Here is a 21914-nt window from a genome sequence, read left to right on the forward strand (position 1 = left end):
ATGATGAATCAAGCATTTATCTGCGACGCGGTACGCACACCGTTTGGTCGTTTTGGTGGTACTCTGGCTGGCGTTCGCGCTGACGACCTTGCGGCACTGCCGCTGAAGGCGCTGCTGGAGCGCAATCGCGGGTTAGACCCATCGCGTATTGATGATGTGATCTACGGCTGCGCCAACCAGGCGGGGGAAGATAACCGCAACGTCGCGCGCATGGCGCTGCTGTTGGCCGGTCTGCCGGAAACGGTGCCGGGCAGTACGATTAACCGGCTTTGCGGCTCCAGCCTCGATGCCATCGGCGTGGCGGCGCGCGCGATTAAAAGCGGCGAAACGCAACTGATGATTGCCGGCGGCGTGGAAAGTATGTCGCGTGCGCCGTTTGTGATGGGCAAAGCGGAAAGCGCCTTTAGCCGTACGATGAAAATGGAAGATACCACCATCGGCTGGCGCTTTATCAACGGGCAAATGAAAGCACTATACGGCGTAGACTCGATGCCGGAGACGGCGGAGAACGTGGCGATGGATTTCGCCATCTCGCGTGTCGATCAGGATGCCTTTGCGCTTCGCAGCCAGCAGCGTACCGCGCAGGCGCAGGCTAACGGCGCCTTTAACGATGAGCTGATCCCGGTATGGGTGCCGCAGCGTAAGGGCGAAGCGCTGAATTTCTCACAGGATGAACACCCGCGCAGCACATCCATCGAGGCGCTGGCGAAACTGAAAGGGGTGGTGCGCCCCGATGCGACCGTCACCGCCGGGAATGCCTCCGGGGTCAACGACGGTGCCTGCGCCTTGTTGCTGGCAAGCGAACGGGCGATGACGCAGAATGATTTACAGCCGCTGGCCCGCGTAGTTGGCGTGGCGACCGCTGGCGTTGCGCCACGAATCATGGGGTTCGGGCCGGCCCCGGCGGTACGAAAAGTCCTTGCGCAGACGGGGTTAACGCTGGCGCAGATGGACGTTATCGAATTGAATGAAGCGTTTGCCGCGCAGGCGCTGGCGGTGCTGCGCGATCTGGGCCTGCCTGACGACGCCCACCATGTGAATCCGAACGGCGGGGCGATTGCATTGGGCCATCCGCTTGGTGCCTCCGGCGGCCGACTGGCGATGACCGCTGCTTACCAGCTGCGTCGTACCGGCGGCCGGTATGCGCTGTGTACCATGTGTATCGGCGTCGGACAGGGGATCGCGCTGATTATTGAACGCGTATAAGGAGCTGGAATGAGTGTGTTGACCCCGCTATTGCGTACCCGTGCGCTGACTGATTTTTTCAGCGACGAGCAGACCGTGCAGGGGATGCTGGACTTTGAAGCGGCGCTGGCCACCGCGCAGGCGCAGTGCGGCGTGATTCCCGAATCGGCGGTGGCCCCCATCGCGGCGATGTGCCGGGCGCAGCTGCTTGATCTGCCGGAGCTGGCAAGCGCGGCGGCGAACGCGGGCAATCTGGCGATTCCACTGGTGAAGCAACTCACCCTGCGCGTGAAGGCGCAAGACCCTGAGGCTGCGCGCTATGTGCACTGGGGGGCGACCAGCCAGGACGCCATTGACACCGGCCTGGTGCTTCAACTGCGCGGCGCGCTTCAGGAAGCGGAAATCCGGCTGTGCCGTTTGATTCAGGTGCTGGCAGAACAGACGGCGCGCTACCAGCACACGCTGATGCCGGGGCGAACGTGGATGCAACATGCCTTACCCATCACGTTTGGCCTGAAGCTCGCTGGCACGCTCGATGCGCTGCTACGCTGGCAGGAACGGCTCGTACAGCTGCGCCCACGCGTCCTGTCGCTGCAGTTTGGCGGCGCAGCGGGGACGCTGGCCTCCCTGAAAGCGCAGGGGCCGGAGGTGGCGCAGCGGCTGTCTGCGACGCTCGGGCTGGCGCTGCCGTCTACGCCCTGGCACAGCCAACGCGATCGTATCCTTGAGGTCGCCGGTTGGTTTGCCGGGCTGAGCGTGACGCTTGGCAAGTTTGCCAATGACTTCTCGTTGCTGATGCAGACCGAAGTGGCAGAGGTGAGCGAACCGATTGCCGAAGGCAGGGGGGGCTCCTCGGCCATGCCGCATAAGCGTAATCCGGTCAGCTGCGCGGCCATTCTGGCCGCCGTACAGCGGATGCCGGGGCTAATGGCTACGCTGTATGCCGCGCAAATTCAGCAACATGAACGCGCGCTGGGCGGCTGGCAGGCCGAATGGGAGACGCTGCCGGAGCTGGTGATGCTCTCCGGCGGCGTGCTGGAAAACAGTGAATATCTGTTGCGTGGTATGCAGGTCAATACGGCGAAAATGCGCGCCAATCTGGATATCACTCATGGTTTGATTATGGCCGAATCGGTCACTCAGGCGCTGGCGGCCTTTATTGGTAAAGCTGACGCCCATCATCAGATAGAAAAACTCTGTCAGCGGGCCATCGCGCTGGATTGCCCGCTACAACCGCTGTTGGAGAAGGACCCGCTGGTCAGCCAGCACCTTTCCCCGGCGCAACTTTCGCAGCTGCTGGACCCAGCGGCCGCCATCGGCAGTACCGATCATTTCGTGCGCCAGGTACTGGCGCGCTATCAGGAGCAGGGACATGAATATCCATTATCGTCTTGAAGGACCAGAAACGGCACCGGTACTGGTGCTCTCTAATTCACTGGGAACCACCCAGTCCATGTGGGATGCGCAGATGCCCGCGCTAACCGAGCACTTTCGCGTACTCCGCTACGATACCCACGGTCACGGGCAAACGGGTAAACGCGGAAAAGTGACGTTGTCACAGTTGGGTGAAGATGTGATCACGCTGCTTGACCATTTACATATTCAGCGCGCCTTCTTTTGCGGGATATCAATGGGCGGCCTGACCGGGCTTTGGCTGGCCCGCTTTGCGCCAGAACGCTTTATGGCGGTGGCGGTGGCCAACACGGCGGCAAAAATTGGCGAGCAGGCAAACTGGCTGTCGCGTGCGCGCACCGTTCGAAGCGAAGGCATGGGCGTGGTGGCAGCGGGCTCGGCGGATCGCTGGTTTTCTGCCGATTTTCGCCAGCACCAGCCTGCGATTGTTGAGCCGTTGTGCCATCAGCTGGCGCATGCCGACGCCGAAGGCTACGCCGAGTGCTGTGAAGCGCTGGCGGCGGCCGATCTGCGCGGCGAAGTGGCGGCCATCCGACTGCCGATGCTGATCATCGCTGGCGAACACGATCCGGTCACCACGGTTGCCGATGCCAACTACCTGCACCAACAGATTGACGGCGCTTTCCTGGTGAATTTACCGGCTTCCCATCTCTCTAACGTGGAAGCCAGCGAGGAATTTACCTCGGCGCTGATTGCCTTTTTACGGAGGGAAAATGGACGATAAGCAACGTTATGAACAGGGGATGGCGGTACGCCGCAAGGTGCTGGGCGATGCGCACGTTGACCGGACGCTGAAAAACCTGTCGCCGCTGAACGAAGAATTTCAGGATTTCATTACCCGCTACGCGTGGGGAGAAACCTGGACCCGGCCGGGGCTGGATCATCATACCCGCAGCATGATAACCATTGCGATGCTGATCGCGCTTAACCGTGAAGCGGAGCTGAAAATGCACCTGCGTGCGGCGTTTAACAACGGGGTGACCCGCGATGAGCTAAAAGAGTTGATCATGCACTCAGCGCTGTACTGCGGCCTGCCGGCTGCCAACGCGACGCTGCATCTGGCGCAGCAGGTGTTTAGCGAGATGGACGCTGAATCCGCCGCCTGAAAATCAACATTTGTTGAAAATTACAATTTTGTTGAAATTGTCAGCGGGCGATGCTATCGTCAATTCTCCGTTACCTCAGGAGTTTTACGATGGCACTCGTCCGTTATCCCACGACCAAACCCTTTCCCTTTTCCGACGCCGTAGCGGCGAACGGTTTTCTTTTCCTTTCTGGTCAGGTGGCGATGAGCCCGGAGGGGCAGCCGCAGTACGGCACCGTAACTGAGCAGGTTAATGCCATTATGCGCTCGGTCAGTGAAACGCTGGCGCGCGGGGGCGCACAGCTGAGTAACGTGGTGCGTGCGCAGGTCTGGCTGAGCGATATGGCGCATTTTGCTGAATTTAATCACGCCTGGCGTCTATGGTTTCCTGAGGGTTTCCCCAGCCGCAGCGTGACGACCAGCGCGCTGGCGTTCTCACTCGATGTTGAAATCGAGATTCAGGCGGTGCAGCCATGAATTCGATACGCGACACCACGATCTCCACGCTGAACGCTGCGCTGGAGGCACTGAAAGCCACGCTCCCGGCCAATACGGAAGTGGTGCTGCACGATCTAACCCAGCCGCAGTCCTCGGTAGTGGGCATTGTCAACGGGCACGTCAGCGGGCGGCAACTGGGTGATGGGCTGCTCAGCGGGCCGGAAGACGATGAAGGGTTTCTGGGGCTGCTTGACGCATCGCAGCCGCCGTCTTCTTCCCGCCTGTTCAGCGGCTATACCTCATTGACGCACGGCGGCAAACCGCTGAGCAGCGCCTCGACGCTCTATTACGATGCCAGCGGCAAAGCGGTCGTCGCGTTTTGTGTCAACGTCGATATGGAGCCGGTGATGCGTTTTCGTCGTGAGCTGGATTATCTGGTTTCCGCTGTCCCCGCAGCCCAGCCCGTTGACCATCCGGTCAGTTCGCTGCCTGAAAGCTCGCTGACGGCGCTGTTAGGCCGCTTTCAGCCGGGGCCAATGGAAAACCCGAAAGCATTTCGTCTGCGAGTGGTAAGCGAACTGCACGCCATGGGGGTTTTCAAGATTAAAGGCAGCGTCAATGAAGTGGCGAAAGCGCTTGGCGTGACGCGTTACACCATTTACAACTATCTGGACAAACTCAATGAACACTAACATCCCGTTAACGCTGCCGTTTTATCAGGTTGATGCCTTCACTGCGCAGCCTTTTGGCGGTAACCCTGCCGCCGTTATGCCATTGCGCGAATGGCCGGATGACAGCGTCTTAAAAGCGATTGCTGCAGAAAACAACCTTTCTGAAACCGCATTTTTCGCCCCGCTCGACGACGGCTTTCATCTGCGCTGGTTCACGCCGGCGGTGGAGGTCGATCTTTGTGGCCACGCCACGCTCGCCGCATCATGGATATTGTTCAACGTGCTGAACTATCCGGGCGAGACGCTGCGATTTTCCACCCGTAGCGGCCTGCTGACCGTCCGGCGCGAAGGCGACGAGCTGTGCATGGATTTCCCGACCAAAATGCTGCGGCCGATTGACGAACCGCCGGGACTGCTGGCTGCGCTTGGCCTGAGTGAAGGCGTTGAAGGTTTCTGGCAGTCTGATGACATCGTGGTGCTGGTGAATGATAAAGCGATCGTCGATGCGCTGACGCCGGACTTTAACCTGCTGGCTGCCTTTAATACCCGAGGGGTGATCGTGACGGCACCAGACGATGAATTTGACTTTGTATCCCGCTGGTTTGGCCCTCAGGTGGGCGTTAATGAAGATCCTGTCACCGGATCAGCACACGCCTGGTTGGCACCGTTCTGGGCGAAGCGCTGTGGCAAAAATTCACTGTGCGCCCAGCAGGGCGGCGCGCGGAAGGGAACCCTGCGTTGTGTGATGCGTGAGGAAGGGCGCGTGGCGCTGTACGGCCAGGCGCGATTGATGATCGAGGGGACGTTCCGTCTGTCGCATAATGGCTGAGAAATCAAAACGTGAGTGCCGGGTTGTTCAGCTTACGCTGGTGTGTACGTTAGTGCTGTACGGCCTGCTGATAGCGTTGTCGTAATAGGGCAAAGCGTGATCGCGAAGGATTAAAACAAAATAGCGTTCCATTATTATCGGTTCTTAGTTTCTGTTTAACGTTGCAAATGGAGAACCGATGACAAGACGACCTTATCTGGGCATGTCGACGCTGCTTTGTATGCCGCTGGTCCTACAGGGCTGCGCGGCAGCGTCGTCAACAGGAACGGCAACCCGGCCCCTGCTGACGGCGCAGGAGGCCGCGCCTTACACCGTTGAAAACTATTTCGCGCAAGGCGGTCTGTCAGACCGCCCGCGGGGCCCCTGGCGGCCTGCGGCAATCACGCTGGAAAACATCAATACGCCGTGGCGCGTTGCGCCATCCGGCGCACCTTTCACCCGCATTCAGCCGGCGATCGATGCTGCCATTGCTCAGCACCAGGGGGCCGAGCGTCTGTACATTCGCATTGAGCCGGGTGTGTATGTCGGCACGGTGTATATCCCGGACGATGCGCCACCTATCACGATTTTTGGGGCGGGCAATGGGCCGGAGGCGGTGCGTATTGAATTCGCGATCGACTCGCAGTTCAGTCCGGCAACTTACCGGCAGACGGTCAACGCCGAAGACTATCCTCCGGGGTCGCCCGCGTACTACCAGTATGCGCTGTGCGCGGGGAAAACCACCTCGCAGATAGGGACCAACTGTGCGGCGGTGTTCTGGTCGCAAAGCCACGATTTTCAACTGGTGAACCTGACGATTGCTAACAGCCTTCTCGATACCGTCGACGGCGGCACCCATCAGGGCGTCGCGCTGCGTACCGACGGTGACCGCGTACAGCTGAAAAATATGCGTCTGTTGGGGCGGCAGGATACGCTTTATCTCAACGTCAGTAACCGGCGTAACGATGCGCTGACCGATCGTATTCATCGCGTTTACGTGCAGGACAGCTACATTGAAGGCGATGTGGACTACGTGTTCGGCCGCGCCAATGCGGTGTTTGATCGCGTGCATTTCCATACCGTTTCCAGCCGAAAATCGCCGGAGGCCTACGTGCTTGCACCCAATACGCTGCCGGACAATCCCTACGGTTTTCTGGTGAAAAACAGTCGCTTTACTACCGATGAAGGTTACAAAGGCACCTTTAAGGCCAGGCTGGGGCGGGCGTGGGATCAGGGGGCAGGGAAAACCGGCTACCTGCCGGGCAACACGGCCAACGGTCAGGTGCTCATTGTCGATAGCGTGATTGATGGCGGCTATGACCGACTGTCGCCGTGGGGCGCGGCGGCCACCACGGCGCGGCCGTTTAACGGCAACGCTCAGCCGTCACGGCAGCTGAATGATGTGAACCATAATCGCCTGTGGGAGTGGAACACGCGCTGGCAGCGCTAGCCAGGCGAGGCGCCTGGCCGAACCTGTAGCCCGGCCAGGCGTTGGCGTCAGAACGGTAGCTTGCGCGGCTGCGTTTGCATTGTCACCCAGCGCAGTTCGGTAAACTCGTGGACGCCCGCGCGCCCGCCAAAGCGGCCGTATCCGGAATCTTTGGTGCCGCCAAACGGCATTTGCGCTTCGTCATGCACCGTTGGGCCATTGATGTGGCAAATGCCGGTTTGCAGATCCTGCGCGACATTCCACGCGCGGGCGGTATCCCGACTGTAGACCGCAGACGATAAACCGTAGGCGCTGTCGTTAGCGATGCGTACCGCATCCTGCTCATCACGGGCGCGGATCACCGCTTTGACCGGGCCAAAGGATTCTTCGTTCCACAGGCGCATGTCGGGCGTGACGCCATCCAGTAGCGTGGCCGTCATTAGCGTGGAGTCGGCCTTGCCGCCGGTCAACAGCGTGGCGCCTTTCGCCAGCGCATCGTCAATTAACGCATTGCAGCGCTCGACGGTTTTGCTATCTACCACCGATCCCAGCAGCCCGGCGGGTAGGCCTTCGACGCGTTTTACCAGTGCGGCAATAAACGGTTCGGCAATGGCCCGATCAACGATGATCCGTTCAGTCGACATACAGATCTGCCCGGCATTGGCAAACGCACCGAAGGTTGCGCCAGCGGCGGCCTGGTCGATATCGGCATCGTCCAGCACCAGCAGCGGCGCTTTGCCGCCGAGCTCCAGTACGACCGGTTTCAGGTGCTGCGCGCAGGTCTGCGCGATGATTCGGCCCACCGGCGTGGAGCCGGTAAAATTAACCCGTCGGATGCCGGGGTGCGCAATCAGCGTTTCGACTATCGCTGGGGCATCCTGCGGTGCGCAGGTGAGATAGTTCACGACGCCCGCCGGGAACCCGGCGGCCGCCAGTGCCTCAACAATTAACCCCTGCGTAGCCGGAGAAAGCTCAGAGCCTTTGAGGATCACCGTATTACCACAGGCCAACGGCGTGGCGATGGCGCGAACGGCCAGAATAATCGGCGCGTTCCACGGCGCCATGCCTAGCACGACGCCCGCCCCCTGGCGGATAGCCATCGCCAGGTTACCCGGAATATTAGACGGGATCACCAGACCTTCGATTTGCGTCGTCAGCGCCGCCGCTTCGCGCAAAATATCCGCGCCGAGATGAACGTTAAACCCCGCCCAGTGCGGCGTAGCGCCGGTTTCGGCGTGCATCGCTGCCGTGAAGCGTTCGCTGCGTTGTTCAAGCTGCTCGGCCGCCGCGAGCAGCAGGCGGCGACGTTCACCGGGCGACGTATCGCGCCAGGCGGGGAAGGCCGCCGCGGCAATACTGGCAACGGAATGATCGATGGGATTATGGCGTGTAAACGTCGCATTGCCTTGCGCGGCGCATGCTTCGCCGTTAATCAGCAGGGTACAGGTGATGGTCATGGAAACCTCTTCTCATCTCGGGTAACGCATCGAGTGTAGAGAGGCGCAAGCGTGCTGAATATCCATGATGCGGATTTCGCACGCTTTTTTTCAGCTTTTGAAAGCGGTTCACATCCCTGTGCCGCCGAGGGTTACCCGAGAAACGCCAGCAGTTCGCGCTGGGCGTTATCGCTGAGCTGGAGCAGATTCACCGCCTCGCCGGGCTCGGTGCTGCGCGCATACAGCGCCACCAGCCAGTCGTACACATAGCGCGTGGCGGCGTGAACCGGCTGCTCGCCGAGCTGAGTCAGGCGCGCGCTGGCCGTCGTGCTGCCGGTGGCGAAAATGGCGCTGCCTTTGGCAATACGGCTGGCAGGACGTTGCTCAGCCGGCTGCTCGGCATAGCCTAGCCAGTTAATGAAGTTGCCGATCAGCGCGCGCAGCTGCGCGGCACCGGCCTGCTGCTCCGCGCTGGCGCGACGGAGCTGTGACGCTAAGCCCTGGCGCTGGCTGGCGGCAATCAGCGCCAGAACCAGCTGCTGCTGGGCCGAGGGCGTCAGCAACGGGTGAGGCTGACGGCTCCACTGACGCAGGTGCTTAGACCACAGCGCATAGGCCAGGGAACCGTGATCCTGGAAGGATGGTGCATGCTGCGCCACCGTATCTGGCGCGGCAAACAGATCCACCGCATCGTTAAACAAACCGCTGGCTTTCTCTTCGCGCTGCTGTTGTACCTGACACAGGCTGTCGAACTCGCTCAGCGGCGGCAGCAGCGCTTCCAGCAGCTCACCGTGGCGCGCGGCATGGGTTTGCAGTTCGCGAATCAGGCTTTCTGCCTGTGCGGCCGATGGGCATGAGGAGGCCAGCAGCGGCTGACACAGAACGCGTAGCTGCTGGTGACGCGCCTGGCACATGGCGGTAAAACGGCGCTGGCGTAGCTCAGGCTGCGTGGCCTGCGACAGCCATTCAATCAGCCGCTGAAGGCTGCTGTGATCCAGCGCCTGCAGCGTCCCCCAGTGCTGGCCGGGTTTGCCGACCAGCTGTTGAATCGCTTCATCAAAGTGGCGTTTATGGACAAATCGATCGTCTTGCGGCGTAATCGCCCAGACCAGGCCCGGCAGCTTATTTTCCTGCGTTGGCTGGGTTTCATGCACCCAGCGCAGCAGCGCTTTCGCCGTGGAGGGAATGGCGGTGCGCTGGGCGGTGGCGTTGCAGGCTAACAGAATATCCGGCTGGCGCTGCTGGCGATAATGATCGAGCAACCAACGGCATTTGCTGGCCCACAGCGGCGTATCGTTGGCGAGCGCCGGGACGGGAATATCAATAATATCAACGTTATCCAGCACGCCTTGTTCTACATTCAGCACCAGTTCAACGGTCAGCAGCGCCAGCGTCGCCACCGGTATGCTGACTGCGTTCTGATAGCCCTCGGCGGTCAGCGGGTGCACCAGCACCGCGTCATCGCTGTCGCCGCCCGGCGTCAGGAAGGCATCCATGGGCAGCGTGAAGCTATCGACCAACAGGCTCAGCGGCGCCATGACTTCGCGACGGTTTCCCGCCTGATGCAGCGCGTGTGCCAGGGTCAGCCATTGCTGGGTCAGCGCCTGCTGTTCCCCCCAGAGCAGTGACCACGCGCGGGCGCGGGCGGTGAGATCCAGCGACGGCAGCAGATGGGCAAACTGGTACCACAGCGTGTCGTCGATCTGCTGATAGGCGCTCGGCAGCGTATCGCGCCAGAAGCGGGCGATGGCCGCAATCTCTGCGGCGGTTATCCCTGCCACCGGCTGCGGCTGGCGCAGGCTCTGCCAGCTGCGCAGGCGGGAGGCGAGTAGCGCATTATCCGGCGGTCTAACCTCTCCGCGCTGCCAGGCGTGGGCGATAAACAGCTGAACCAGATCGGCTTCGCTCATTAATGCCAGGCGCAGCGGGAAGGCGTCATCGGGCGTGGGTTGTTCGCGGCTAAAACGCACCGCCATTTGGGTCAGACTATGCCCGGGATTGATATGGCTGAAGTAATCAAGGGTTTTACTGCCCGTTTGTACCGTCAGCCGCCCGTCGCCGCTGCCGCACAGCGTCCGTAGCAGGTGGGCCTTAGAGGCCTGCGAATGGCCAAACAGGGCAATGCTGGCGCGACGGGCGCTGGCGTGCAGATGTGCCTTGTGCTGAGCGTCGAGCGCCAGCAGGCGAATCATCAGCGCATCGGCATCGTCGTCCAGCGCCGGGTGCGTTTGTCGGGCGGCGGCGAGCCAGTCGATAACTGCAGGTAAAGTGGTCATTTCAGGAATACGCTCCCGCTGTCAATCCAGTAGTGGCTGCCGCTGTGGCGGCGGTCGGCCAGAGTATTGAGCTTCAGTGTCAGGGCATCCGGCGAAACCGGGGTGCCGTCCTGTAGCCAGGCGTCGCTCAGCACAAAGGACAGCGGCGCTTCGTGTCGGCTACCGCCCTCAAGCTTCAGACGTACCTGAAGAACACCGTCGCCCGCGATCGCTTTTGCCAGCTCCGGCGAGTTGATGCTCAACGTATACAGCGGCGTGGCGGGCCAGCGGGTATTCGCTAACTGGCGGAAGCCCAGCGTCACGTTGCCACGCAGCGGGAAATGCAGCCGTGCGTCAAGCTTTGCGCCGGGTTTGTCGAGATCGAGATCGTGATACCAGATGTTTTCATCACGCAGCGTATTGACGGTTTTATCCAGAACGCCGAGATAGCGCACCGTGGAGTAGGCGCCAATGTCGGCCGCTTTGAAATTAAAGTGCGGCAGGCGAAGGTCCAGCGCCAGGCTGCACAGCATTGCGCCCACGGCCGCGGTGGATTTCGGGTTGCCGATGCGCCCCTGTTGACTGAACGGATACCATTCATGAACGTGATATTTATCCAGCCAGACCATGCGGTTAACCGGCACCGGCTGCAGGTAGCGAATCAGCGCCTGTACCCCCGGCAGACAGCCAGGACGTCCGGTTACCAGCAGAACATCGCAGGCGTAGTGAGAAATAGCTTCACACAGCGCATGCAGCGGGCCAGAAAGAGTAAATTCCCCGGCAAGCATCGCGTCTTGCAGGTTGCTGAAAGTGATTTCTAACGGCACTGCCAGCAGGTCGAACGGCGCGCTGCCTGCGGGGAGCGCATGTTCAATGGCCTGGCCGACATAGTTCATCACGTTGCGGGTTGGCGTTTGGCTCAACAGCTCGCCAAAGGTAGCGTGCAGCCCGGCCAGCGGGTCCTGGACGTCGCTTTGCTCCCACGCCGCCAGAATGGCATGGCCGATCGGCATAAACAGCTGCAGGGCGGTTTGCTGGCGCAGCACCGCCTGGGTATCAAGCCTGCCTGAGTCGCCAAACAGCGTAGCCATTAGCGCCTGGGCGTCGGCAACGCCGGATTTTTGCAGTTGGGTTTGCAGGGCGGGCAGCACGCAGCGCTGGATAATATCCAGCAGCACATCGTCACCGGCGATTTTAAACCCTTCGCGGAACAGGAGCTGCGGGGTAATTTTGACGTTGCCGCCGATGCCGTCATCCAGTTGGTATTGCGCAATGGCCATGTCGGTGGTTCCACCGCCGAGATCCAGCGAGGCGATGCGTAGCGCTCGTCCGGGGGCAGCCTCCGGCTCGGGCTGGCGATCCGGGCGTGCCATCGCGGCGAACAGCGCTTCGGTCTGCCCGGAAAAATGCGAGATCGCTTCGTTGTACAGCCAGACCAGCTGGCCGCAGCTGGCTTCATCCCATTCCATGTGAATTTTCGGTACCGGAACCACGCTTTTTTCCTGCAGGCGCACGTTGGCAAAGTCTTCATCCTGCGGATGCCAGCCCATGGCTTTCCACACCAGCGCAATCGCTTCAAACATCCGGCGGCGGAAGATTTCCCGTTCCTGTTTCGGCATCGCCGACGGCAGGGTGAGGATCAGCGTACGCAGCTGGCGCGGCGAGGCAGGGAAGCCCAGCCGCAGGCGGGTAGCGACGCTGTTGATCTGCCCCAGCGCCTGCGCCAGAATTTCACACAGCATGTGGGTCATCAGGGTGCTACGGCTATACTGCGGCGAGAAGACCGGCATCCGCTCGTCCGGCGGCAGCGTAAACAGCGGCTGGCCTTCATCGTTCATCAGGTTCATCAGCGGGAAGGCGGTGGCCAGGGGTTCGCGCTGGGTTTTACCGTTCATCTGGCTAAAGCGCCAGTCCTGTACGGTCGGGGTTTCGTCCCACAAATAGCGGCGCGGGCTGGAAATACCGCTATAGCCTTCGGTGCCGGCACGCTGCATCGCCAGCTTACGGGCTTCATCGCCCACGCGCACCAGCGACGGCCAGATAAAGGCGTCTTCGCGGCCGCTTTCCACCGAGAAGTGCTGCTTGCCGAAACGTGACTCTGAAAACTCGACGCGGCTGGTGAACAGCGGTTCATTCAGATACTGCGGCTCGCTTAACGAGCGGACCTGTAGCTCGGCGGTCTGGCGCAGGCCGTCATTCGCGTCGCCGTGGTCTTCGATAATAACGCCACAGGTATGGGTGTTGCCGACATCGAGGATCAAATCAACCGGAATGGCCGGGGTGCTCAGCGTGGCGGTCACCATTTTAATTTCCGGTACCGTGAGCTGCTCGCCGAGCAGGGCCAGAATATTGAGCCAGTGGCCCTGATACTCAAAGCTGCGCAGCGCCTGCGCCACGTCGCGCTCGCTGCGGGTTTCATGCGTCGTTACGCTCTGCTGGAAGGCTTCGCGCAGCCAGCCGTCAATCCACGTCTGGTCGAGAAAATCGCTGATTTCGTCATCGCGCCAGGCCAGCGCGAAGCGGGTGCCGTTCAGCAGGTCGCTGGCGACCGGCGAGAGTGCATTAAGGTCATCGTGGCCAATCTGGCTATCAAATGCCAGGGTTACGCGGTGGCTATTGCCCGCGCTGTCCGGCTCATTGAGGCGGCGAATTTGCACGCGCGCCCAGTTATCCGGGCCTTCCACGAAGGTGCGCGGCGGGTTAAAGCGCAGGAACGGCAGGGGCAGCCACACGCCGTCCAATAGCGTCAACGAATGGTGCAGCGCGAGCGTGGATTCCGGCTTGACCACCTCAGGCGGGCGTCCCGCTTCACCCGGCAGGGTGTAGCGCTGGTTCACCACGTCATAGTCGAGACGCAGCAGCGGGCCGTTGGCGGTTTTTCGCACGAAGCGGCCGTTTTGCAGCGATTCCTGCGGGCTGAGGCCAAAATCAAGGAACTGCACGCCGCTGTTGGCAATCAGCGTCACGCTCTGTTTGTAATCGCAAAGTGTCACCAGCATGGCTTACGCTCCCGTCTTCTTAAAGGTCAGCGCCACCACCGTTTTGGCATCGAAACGCGCGGAGCATACGGCAACGTTGCTGTTGCCCGGTTTGCAGCTGATTTCCGGCAGCGGATAGCGCGCGCCGTCACTGCACTGCGCGTTGCCGCGGCTTTTGATCATCAGCTCGCCGTTCTGGTGCAGCCCGGAGAACACCGCCGCTTTGCAGACAATATTGCCGTCGCGCAGCAGGCGTGCGGTGCCTTTATTGTTCTGAATCTGGTAGCGCAGATTGGGCGCTTTACCGGTATGGGCGTCGCTGATATCCATCTGCGCACGCCAGCTGCCGTTGAGAAAGCGGGTCGTTCCCGCGCGCATTTGATCGGCATCCATCACCAGCGCATCTTTTGGGATAGCGGCAATCACCAGCGGTTTTTCCTTTTCGTCTTCTTTCACGTCCGGCGTCGTTTTGACGCTTGCCTGATGCAGCGGCAGCCCGTCCGTCAGGGTGGGCATGGCGGGTGCCGCCGCCCGCAGCGGCGGTGCAATATCTTTTGCTACCGGCTCAGGCTCCGCTTCCGCCTGCGTTGAGGGGATCATCAACGGCAGCGCAATGGCAACGGCGGCGATAGCGGCCGCCAGCGGCAGCGCCCAGAGCCAGCGCGGACGACGCGGGGGCGTCATGACCATCGCCACCGGCTCCGCGGGTTCTGCCGGGCGGGTTTGTTCTTCCGGCTCGTTCTCCGGCAGAGTGTAAGCATCCAGGCGCGGTTCATTTGGCGAAATCAACGGGGCGTCGGCCTCGCTGAACGTGGCGATAACCGGTTCGGGTTCTTCTATTATTTCGGGCAGCTCGACAATCAGCGGCGCTTCGGGCGGCTCGGGCTCCACATAACGCAGGCAGTCAAAAACGTCTTCGCGCGCGCCTTCGTTAAGGTTTACAAAGCCCCAGAAGCTGATGACGGGCTTGCCGTCGACGAGAAAGAGGTGGTTTTCACCGGGAAACTGCAGCGTTTTTTCCAGCAGCGCGCCGAACAGCTGCTGTGCCGTTTTTTCAGATTGCAGGCATTTCTTGCTGAGCGTCCGCGCGCTATCCTGCAATCCTTCTAAGTAGTGCAGCGCTCGCGTGCGCTGAGATTCATTCGCCGCTTTCCAGCCCATTGGCGTACCGTCAACCGGCGAATACCAGTCTACCCGGTCACCTTCATCGTTCAGCTGCGGTATCGCCAGGCAGTCGACCAGCGCGTTTTGCTTGCGTAGGCGCAGCGTTTCGCGCACCTGGAGCGCAGAGTGAAATACCGTTTGCCCGCCGCCGCCTACGGCCTGAAAGTCATCAAGACTTCCGCTGCGTAAAAGAGTTTTTGCCACGTTCCTGTCCCATAGACTTCTTCACGGCATTACTTTACGCAAAGCAAGATGCAACAAACGGTGAAAGAGAGGGGTAAATAGGGTAATTCTCCTGGCATTGAATATCTGGACTTAAGTAAAACCTGATGGGTAAGCGATGAAGAAACCAGCAAAAAACGGATATTCAGTATAACCTGAGACAAATTGGTTATTTGCCAGTTACCTGGCGCTGTGCTGTTATTAAGCCGTTCATATAATAAAATCGAAAGGCTTATAACCATGATGACAGGGAAAACGCTCCTCGCGCTGGCACTCAGCGCGCTGTTGCCGGCAGGTGCCATTGCGGCCAATCATGACACGCTGGTTTATTGCTCCGAAGCTTCGCCGGAGTCCTTTAACCCGCAAATTGCCAGCTCTGGCCCGACGTTTGTCGCCAGCTCGCAAACGCTGTACAACCGCCTGATCAACTTTGACCCGGTAAAAAATACGCCCATCCCGTCGCTGGCGACCGACTGGACTATCTCGGAAGACGGCCTGACCTATACGTTTACGCTGCGTCAGGGAGTGAAGTTCAACAGCAATAAGTTCTTTACCCCAACCCGTGACTTCAACGCTGATGACGTGATCTTCTCCGTGTTGCGCCAGAAGGACAACGATCATCCGTATCATAAGGTTTCGCAGGGTAACTACGAATATTTCAACGACGTGGGTCTCGATAAGCTGATTAAGTCGGTGAAAAAAGTCGATGATTACCACGTGCAGTTTGTCCTGAACGAACCCAATGCCGCGTTTCTTGCCGATTGGGGGATGGATTTCGCTTCTATTCTTTCCGCCGAATATGCAGACGCGATGATGAAAAAAGGCACGCCGGAGAACGTCGATACCTGGCCTATCGGTACCGGCCCGTACGTGCTGCAACAGTACAAAGTCGATTCGCAGATTCGCTATCTTGCCAACCCGAACTATTGGGATGGCCCGGTGCCAACGAAACACCTGATTTTCGCCATCACGCCGAACGTTGAAACGCGGCTGGCAAAACTGCAAACCAACGAATGCCAGATTATTCCGGCACCGTCGCCGGTCCAGTTTGAGGCGATCAAAAGCAATCACGATCTGACGCTGCATGCGGTTGAAGCGCTGAACGTTGGCTATCTGGCGTTTAACACGGAGAAAAAACCGTTTGATAACGTTCTGGTGCGTCAGGCGCTGAACTACGCGACCGATAAACAAGCGATCGTTAACGCGGTGTTTATGGGGTCAGGTACGGTTGCAAAATCACCGATCCCGCCAAACATGATGGGCTATAAGAAGGATCTGAAGGATTACAGCTACGATCCCGAGAAGGCTAAAGCGCTGCTGAAGCAGGCGGGACTGGAGAAGGGCGTTGATGTGACCCTGTGGTCAATGCCGGTGCAGCGCCCGTATAACCCGAATTCACGCCGCATTGCGGAAATGATTCAGAACGATTGGGCGAAAGTCGGCGTGAAGGCTAAAATTGTCACCTATGAATGGGGCGAGTACCTTTCCGGGATCCGTAAAGGGGAACACGACAGCGCGCTGTACGGCTGGATGTCGGACAACGGCGATCCGGATAACTTCGCCAACACGCTGCTGGGCTGCGACAGCATTAAGACCGGCTCTAATGCCGCACGCTGGTGCAATAAAGAGTATGATGGTCTGGTGAAAAAAGCGCTGGTGGTGAGCGACCCGGCTAAACGCGCCGCGCTGTACGGCCAGGCGCAGGAGATCTACGCTCAGCAGGTACCGTGGATTGCCCTTGCCAATGGCAAAACGTTCTACGCCACGCGCAGCAACGTGAGCGGCTACAGCGTCAGCCTGATGGGCAGCGATTTCTCGAAAGTGAAAATCAATTAAGGAGCAGATATGTCACATTTGGATGAGGTCATCGCCCGCGTTGATGCGGCGATTGCAGAAAGCGTGATTACGCATATGAACGAGCTGCTGGTCGCGCTGAGCGATGATACGCAACTGAGCCGTGAAGAGCGTTTCACCCAGCAGCAGCGCCTGCGCGTGACCATTTCCCATCACGGCCAGCATCAGCGTGAACAGGAAGAGGCACGCAGGGAGCATCTCACTGAAGGTGGCAAGATTTTGTAAGCCCTCTTGTAGGCCGGATGGCGCTGCGCTTATCCGGCCTACGCAAGCGATTAAAACTGGCGTTTTGCAATCAGCCACGCGCCGACAATCAACATCACTGCACCACAAACCGGTCCTACCAGCGCTCGCCAGGGTACGCCGTGGCTTCTCACCACATCCATCACCAGCCCGCCAATCAGCTGACTGGCGACCAGTACCGCAATCGTCGTTGCCGCCCCCACGTACTGATAGCCGCTAATGCTGGCAAAGACGAAGAATGATCCCAACAAGCCGGGGATCAGCGTCCACCATTTAATGGTTGAAACCAGTTCGCTCACGCCCGCCAGACCGTGCTTAATCAGCAGAATGCTGACAAACAGCACGATGCCGACTAATGAGTTCAGCAGCATCGCTACCAGAATCGTCGAAGCGGACTGTGTGATCCGCACCATGAGCGTGTTCTGGATAACCAGGCCAATCCCTGCGGCGATCAGAAACGTCAGCGTGAGGGATTGATTCATGCGTTACCGTCCGGGTCGCAGCGGTTATCCAGTTGCAGCTGCATAAAGGTTAAATCCAGCCAGCGGCCGAATTTGGTGCCGACCTGCGGCATCTGCCCGGTGGTGACGAAGCCGTGTTTGGCGTGCAGATGCAGGGACGCGTAATTTTGCGACTCAATCCCTGCCACCATGACGTGTTTGCCGCGACGTTTGGCTTCTTCAATCAGCCGGGTAAGCAGAATATGACCCAGACCTTTGCCTTGATGCTCCGGGTGGACGTAGACGGAGTGTTCGACGGTATGGCGGAAACCATCAAACGCCCGCCAGTCGCCGTAGGAGGCATAGCCCGTCACCACGCCGTCTTCTTCGCTGACCAGCACCGGAAAATGGCCGAGCTGCCGCGCCTCAAACCAGGCAATACGGTTATCGGTATCGACGGTTTTATCGTTCCAGATGGCGGCCGTATGCAGTACGGCGTGGTTATAAATGGCCGCGATCGCGGCGCAGTCTTCTTTTGTCGCAAAACGAATAGACATAGTTGCACCCTGTATGTTGTTCACTATATTATTACGCCATGAATACTATTGAAGACAACCTAAATCAACGCATCGGCGCACGAATTCGCATTGAGCGTGAGTCTCGCAGCTGGTCGCTGAGCGAGCTGGCCGAGCGCGCGGGCGTGTCGCGGGCGATGATCCACAAAATTGAGCGCGGCGAAAGCAGCCCCACGGCAGCGCTGCTGGCGAGGCTATCCGGCGCATTTGGCATCAGCATGTCAACGCTGATTGCCCGTGCAGAAATTCAGGAAGGCAAACTGCTGCGTTTTGCCGATCAGCCGGTGTGGCACGATCCACAGAGCCATTATCTCCGCCGTCACGTTTCACCGCGCGGCGAGCTGCCGGTCGATTTGGTGCAGATTGAACTGCCGTCGGGCAGCGATATTCCCATGCCCGCATCGGCCTACGCGATGGCGCGCCAGCTTATCTGGGTGCAGCAGGGCGAGCTGCTGTTTATGGAGGGCGAAACCGCGCATCGCATGCGGGGCGGTGACTGCCTGGAACTGGGGCCGCCAAACGACTGTCGCTTTATTAACGATAGCGGTCACATTTGTATTTATTTAGTGGTGCGTTTGAATATTCCTCTGACGTGATTTTATATCTTTTGAGGTTTTAACTGTGATAAACGGTGAAGCGCTCTCAGGGGCATAAATTTCACTAAAGGTTCGTTTCTGAAATATATGTTGTATTTTTCGCGCAAAATAACCAACTCCAGCTATTAATTATATTAGGGCTCTGAGCCGATTCTATGTGGAGTTATAATAAAAATGCTGGATTTTGCTAAAGCACAACGTATCAGTTTGACACAGCAGGTAGAGAATAATATCAAAAGTGCGCTGATCATTGGCGCACTGAAGCCGGGTGCACGATTAGTGACTCGGGAAATTGCCGTCAATCAGGGCATTAGTATTACGCCAGTACGAGAAGCGCTGCTGCGGCTGGTTTCTTCTGGCGCCTTGCAGGCCGCGCCTGCACAGGCATTTATGGTCCCGGTATTAAACCATTCTGGCTATCAGGAAATAAACCATATTCGTAAAAATCTTGAAGGAATGGCGACCGCAGCGGCGTCTAAACATATAACCATGGAAAGATTAAGGGAACTTCATCATCTCTCAGGATTATTTCATGAGGCAAAAGCTGTGGGCGATATCACACGGATGCTGCAGTGTAATTACCGGTTTCGTTTTCGAATATATGAATACGCGGAAATGCCCACGTTAATGACCATTATCGAACAATTATGGGTACGCGTGGGACCCAGTTGTCATTATTTATATTTAAATTCTATGGAACCGTTTCAGCAAATAAACGTATACCAGCCGTTGCTGTCGGCGCTGGAGAAAAAAGAATCTAACGCCAGCTATAGTGCTATATGTCAGGTTATTGATGAGTCCGCAAGTTTCCTGCAAAAACAATACAGCCATTGATGATTTCGTGAGTAAACCGTTTCCGGGGCTCCCCGGAAACGTTCAGGTTATTTATTCAAAACGCCACGCGACGTTGACCCCGACGCCATAGTTACGGCCCGGTGCCGGTTCGTAATAGCGGCCGTTGGATTCGTTAACGATCACCGAGCCAACGTACTGGCGGTCGAACAGATTGTCGACGCGGCCAAAGACGTCCAGATTCCAGTTACCGATATCGAATTTATAGCCGGTGTTCAGTCCGACAACGGTCCACGACGGCGCGCGAGCGGTGTTTTCGTCGTTCGCCATGATGTCGCTCAGATAGCGCACGTCCGCGCCCGCGTACCAGCCGCTTTCCGGCTCATAGCCCAGCGAGGCGAAGCCCATATTGCGTGCGATGCCCGGTATACGATTGCCGTTACAGTTTGCATCATCGCACACGTTGCTGCGGTAGGTGGCGTCGAGCCATGTCCAGGCCGCTTTGGCACGCCAGTTTTCAGCAAACTGCTGATCCAGCGATAGCTCCGCGCCCTGGCGGCGGGTTTTTCCCGCGTTTTTGTAGCTGGTACGTCCGCCGCTGCTGGCGTCGGTGACAATCTCGTTATCAGTATCGGTCTGGAACAGTGCGGCGGTCAGCAGGCCATTGCCAATACGCGTTTTACTGCCTATCTCCACGGTCTCATTGGTTGAGGGTTGCAGGGCGAAGTTCAGCCCGCTGCGGTTGTCCGAGCGGTACGACAGTTCGTTGATGGTCGGGGTTTCAAAACCGCGACCGGCGGAGAGATACAGGTTCCACGCATCGGTCAGCGCGTACTTTAACGATCCTGCCGGCAGCCATTTGTGGTAGCTGGCGTCGCCGCTGTCGTCGCCATTTTTGGTGGTAATGTAATGGTCATTGGAGTCAAACCAGACGGAGCTGTAGCGTACGCCCGCGTCGAGGCTCAGCTTATCGGTCAACTGCCACTGAGTTTGCAGATAGGGGTCGAGGTTCCACATCAGGTTGCGCTCGTTGCGGCGCAGATTGCCTTTCTCGCCGTAGACCGGCGTACTGCCGTCCATGACGAAGTTTTCATAGCCGCGGCGCTTCTCGCTCATATTCTCGTAGTTAAGCCCCGTGGTGAGGGTCACCGGGACGAGCAGTTCGCCGCGGTGCGTCCAGCGGGTATCGATGCCCTGATAGTGGCGATCGAGATCGATCACGCCGCCGGCATGAGTCGGGTTAAGCTGCGGTCCGCGCGGAATCGACTGGTACTGTGTCGTCTGTCGTTCACCGGCGTACATCATCACGCTCAAATCATCCTGCTCGCTCAGCTGGCGCTCGTAGCGCAGGCCTGCCTGCGTCTGCTTCACGCTTTTACGCGTATTGTACTGATCGCCACGCGGCGACTGTTCGCGGTTCTGCTGCAGCTCGTTCTCATCCAGCCCGCCGGGATCGTTGGCTTTAATATCGACGCTGTTAAACAGCAGCGTCAGCTTGCTGGCATCATTGATGCGCACGCCGAGCTTGGCATTGGCCAGATTCTTGCGCGCGGCGCTGTGATCGCGATAACCGCGAGTGATGAATCGATTCGTCGACACAGTGTAATCAACATCGCCCGCGTGGCTGCCATCGCCAACCGCGCCGCTGGCCTTCATCCCGTAGTGCCAGGTGCCATAGCTGCCGTAGTAGCTGCTGGCTTCAAGCGTGGTGGGCTGTTTGCCGCTTTCTGTGGTCACGTTCACCACGCCGCCGGAAGCGTTACCGTACAGCGCAGAGAAGGGGCCGCGCAGCACATCGATATGATCAATGCTGCCGATATCAATATTTGAGGTTTGCCCCTGGCCGTCCGGCATGGTGGAGGGGATACCATCAACGTACATCCGAATGCCGCGTACCCCGAAGGTGGAGCGCGAACCAAAACCACGAATCGAGAGCTGCAAATCCTGCGCATAGTTCTGACGGTTCTGAATTTGCAGGCCCGGCACCGCGCCCAACGATTCTGATAGATTTACGCGCGGCGTCGCATGGCGCATGTCCTCACCGTCGACCACGCTGACCGCTGCCGGGGTATCCAGTTCGGACACGGTCTGAGGGGCGGCGGTCACAATCAACGTTTGTTCGTCACTGGCCCAGGAAAACGGAGCAAAAACAAGTGGTAACAGCAGCGCAGCTGAGCGTACGGTGATTATTTTCATGAAAAACTCGCAAAATGTACCAAATGGAACAGACTCGACTAGAGTAATGTTTTGTAAACACATTGAAAACTTTAGCAGCATAAATAGTTAATTTCAGGTAATTAAATAGAGGCATTTCGGTTGCGGATGCAAAGA

Annotated in this window: 19 protein-coding genes; 12 read left to right on the forward strand and 7 right to left on the reverse strand. The window is 58.8% G+C overall.

What is annotated here, in order from left to right:
* Positions 1–3: 3 nt before the first annotated feature.
* From pcaF to H7R56_RS11510, 8 genes are all read left to right on the forward strand, one after another.
* On the forward strand, positions 4–1206 hold the full coding sequence (gene pcaF / locus H7R56_RS11475; RefSeq protein ID WP_106926885.1) for a 3-oxoadipyl-CoA thiolase: 1203 nt from the start codon (positions 4–6) through the stop codon (positions 1204–1206).
* A gap of 9 nt (positions 1207–1215) precedes the next feature.
* Entirely contained in the window at positions 1216–2580 is a 1365-nt protein-coding gene (locus tag H7R56_RS11480) for a 3-carboxy-cis,cis-muconate cycloisomerase (RefSeq protein ID WP_106926887.1), read from the forward strand.
* A complete protein-coding gene (gene pcaD, locus H7R56_RS11485; protein ID WP_106926889.1) occupies positions 2558–3322 on the forward strand; it encodes a 3-oxoadipate enol-lactonase in 765 nt (254 codons plus the stop codon). The genes H7R56_RS11480 and pcaD overlap by 23 nt, the downstream gene beginning before the upstream one ends.
* The gene (pcaC, locus tag H7R56_RS11490; protein ID WP_106926891.1) at positions 3312–3704 is read left to right on the forward strand and encodes a 4-carboxymuconolactone decarboxylase; all 393 of its coding nucleotides are present in this window, start codon (positions 3312–3314) and stop codon (positions 3702–3704) included. The genes pcaD and pcaC overlap by 11 nt, the downstream gene beginning before the upstream one ends.
* A gap of 89 nt (positions 3705–3793) precedes the next feature.
* Positions 3794–4159: a RidA family protein gene (locus H7R56_RS11495; protein ID WP_106926894.1), complete on the forward strand. Its 366-nt coding sequence runs from the start codon at positions 3794–3796 to the stop codon at positions 4157–4159.
* Positions 4156–4812 carry a helix-turn-helix transcriptional regulator gene (locus tag H7R56_RS11500; RefSeq protein WP_106926896.1) on the forward strand — a complete coding sequence of 219 codons (657 nt, stop codon included), beginning with the start codon at positions 4156–4158 and terminating at the stop codon, positions 4810–4812. The genes H7R56_RS11495 and H7R56_RS11500 overlap by 4 nt, the downstream gene beginning before the upstream one ends.
* Complete coding sequence (locus H7R56_RS11505) at positions 4802–5620, forward strand: PhzF family phenazine biosynthesis protein (RefSeq protein WP_106926898.1); 819 nt, start codon at positions 4802–4804, stop codon at positions 5618–5620. The genes H7R56_RS11500 and H7R56_RS11505 overlap by 11 nt, the downstream gene beginning before the upstream one ends.
* 178 nt (positions 5621–5798) lie before the next feature.
* Positions 5799–7049 carry a putative acyl-CoA thioester hydrolase gene (locus H7R56_RS11510; RefSeq protein WP_106926900.1) on the forward strand — a complete coding sequence of 417 codons (1251 nt, stop codon included), beginning with the start codon at positions 5799–5801 and terminating at the stop codon, positions 7047–7049.
* Between the two features lie 47 nt (positions 7050–7096).
* Here H7R56_RS11510 and H7R56_RS11515 read toward each other — a convergent pair whose 3' ends face one another.
* The 4 genes from H7R56_RS11515 to H7R56_RS11530 form a co-directional block, all read right to left on the reverse strand.
* Positions 7097–8485, reverse strand: coding sequence for an aldehyde dehydrogenase (locus tag H7R56_RS11515; RefSeq protein ID WP_106926902.1), 1389 nt, complete (start codon positions 8483–8485; stop codon positions 7097–7099).
* Positions 8486–8616: 131 nt separating this feature from the next.
* Positions 8617–10740: a virulence factor SrfC family protein gene (locus H7R56_RS11520; RefSeq protein WP_182928663.1), complete on the reverse strand. Its 2124-nt coding sequence runs from the start codon at positions 10738–10740 to the stop codon at positions 8617–8619.
* Positions 10737–13718, reverse strand: a complete 2982-nt coding sequence (locus H7R56_RS11525) for a virulence factor SrfB (RefSeq protein ID WP_106926906.1) — start codon at positions 13716–13718, stop codon at positions 10737–10739. Before H7R56_RS11525 ends, H7R56_RS11520 begins: the two co-directional genes overlap by 4 nt.
* Before the next feature lie 3 nt (positions 13719–13721).
* Positions 13722–15065: an SrfA family protein gene (locus tag H7R56_RS11530; protein ID WP_106926908.1), complete on the reverse strand. Its 1344-nt coding sequence runs from the start codon at positions 15063–15065 to the stop codon at positions 13722–13724.
* Between the two features lie 258 nt (positions 15066–15323).
* Here H7R56_RS11530 and H7R56_RS11535 point away from each other — a divergent pair, with 258 nt between their 5' ends.
* Positions 15324–16919: an ABC transporter substrate-binding protein gene (locus H7R56_RS11535; protein WP_106926910.1), complete on the forward strand. Its 1596-nt coding sequence runs from the start codon at positions 15324–15326 to the stop codon at positions 16917–16919.
* A 9-nt stretch (positions 16920–16928) separates the two neighbouring features.
* Complete coding sequence (locus H7R56_RS11540) at positions 16929–17162, forward strand: DUF2526 family protein (RefSeq protein WP_106926912.1); 234 nt, start codon at positions 16929–16931, stop codon at positions 17160–17162.
* 50 nt (positions 17163–17212) lie between these two features.
* On the opposite strand, the gene H7R56_RS11545 is transcribed toward H7R56_RS11540, so the two are convergent.
* Together H7R56_RS11545 and H7R56_RS11550 are read right to left on the reverse strand one after the other, a co-directional pair.
* On the reverse strand, positions 17213–17662 hold the full coding sequence (locus H7R56_RS11545) for a DMT family transporter (protein WP_106926914.1): 450 nt from the start codon (positions 17660–17662) through the stop codon (positions 17213–17215).
* Positions 17659–18177 (reverse strand): GNAT family N-acetyltransferase, encoded by a 519-nt coding sequence (locus H7R56_RS11550; RefSeq protein ID WP_106926916.1) that lies wholly within the window; start codon positions 18175–18177, stop codon positions 17659–17661. The genes H7R56_RS11545 and H7R56_RS11550 overlap by 4 nt, the downstream gene beginning before the upstream one ends.
* A gap of 38 nt (positions 18178–18215) precedes the next feature.
* Here H7R56_RS11550 and H7R56_RS11555 point away from each other — a divergent pair, with 38 nt between their 5' ends.
* Positions 18216–18791: a helix-turn-helix domain-containing protein gene (locus H7R56_RS11555; protein WP_106926918.1), complete on the forward strand. Its 576-nt coding sequence runs from the start codon at positions 18216–18218 to the stop codon at positions 18789–18791.
* Between the two features lie 174 nt (positions 18792–18965).
* Positions 18966–19625 carry a GntR family transcriptional regulator gene (locus H7R56_RS11560; protein WP_106926920.1) on the forward strand — a complete coding sequence of 220 codons (660 nt, stop codon included), beginning with the start codon at positions 18966–18968 and terminating at the stop codon, positions 19623–19625.
* Between the two features lie 51 nt (positions 19626–19676).
* Here H7R56_RS11560 and pqqU read toward each other — a convergent pair whose 3' ends face one another.
* The gene (gene pqqU / locus H7R56_RS11565) at positions 19677–21779 is read right to left on the reverse strand and encodes a TonB-dependent receptor PqqU (protein ID WP_106926922.1); all 2103 of its coding nucleotides are present in this window, start codon (positions 21777–21779) and stop codon (positions 19677–19679) included.
* Positions 21780–21914: the final 135 nt, after the last annotated feature.

Origin of the sequence: Klebsiella sp. WP3-W18-ESBL-02 (genome assembly GCF_014168815.1) — a bacterium.
Lineage (GTDB): Bacteria > Pseudomonadota > Gammaproteobacteria > Enterobacterales > Enterobacteriaceae > Kluyvera > Kluyvera ascorbata_B.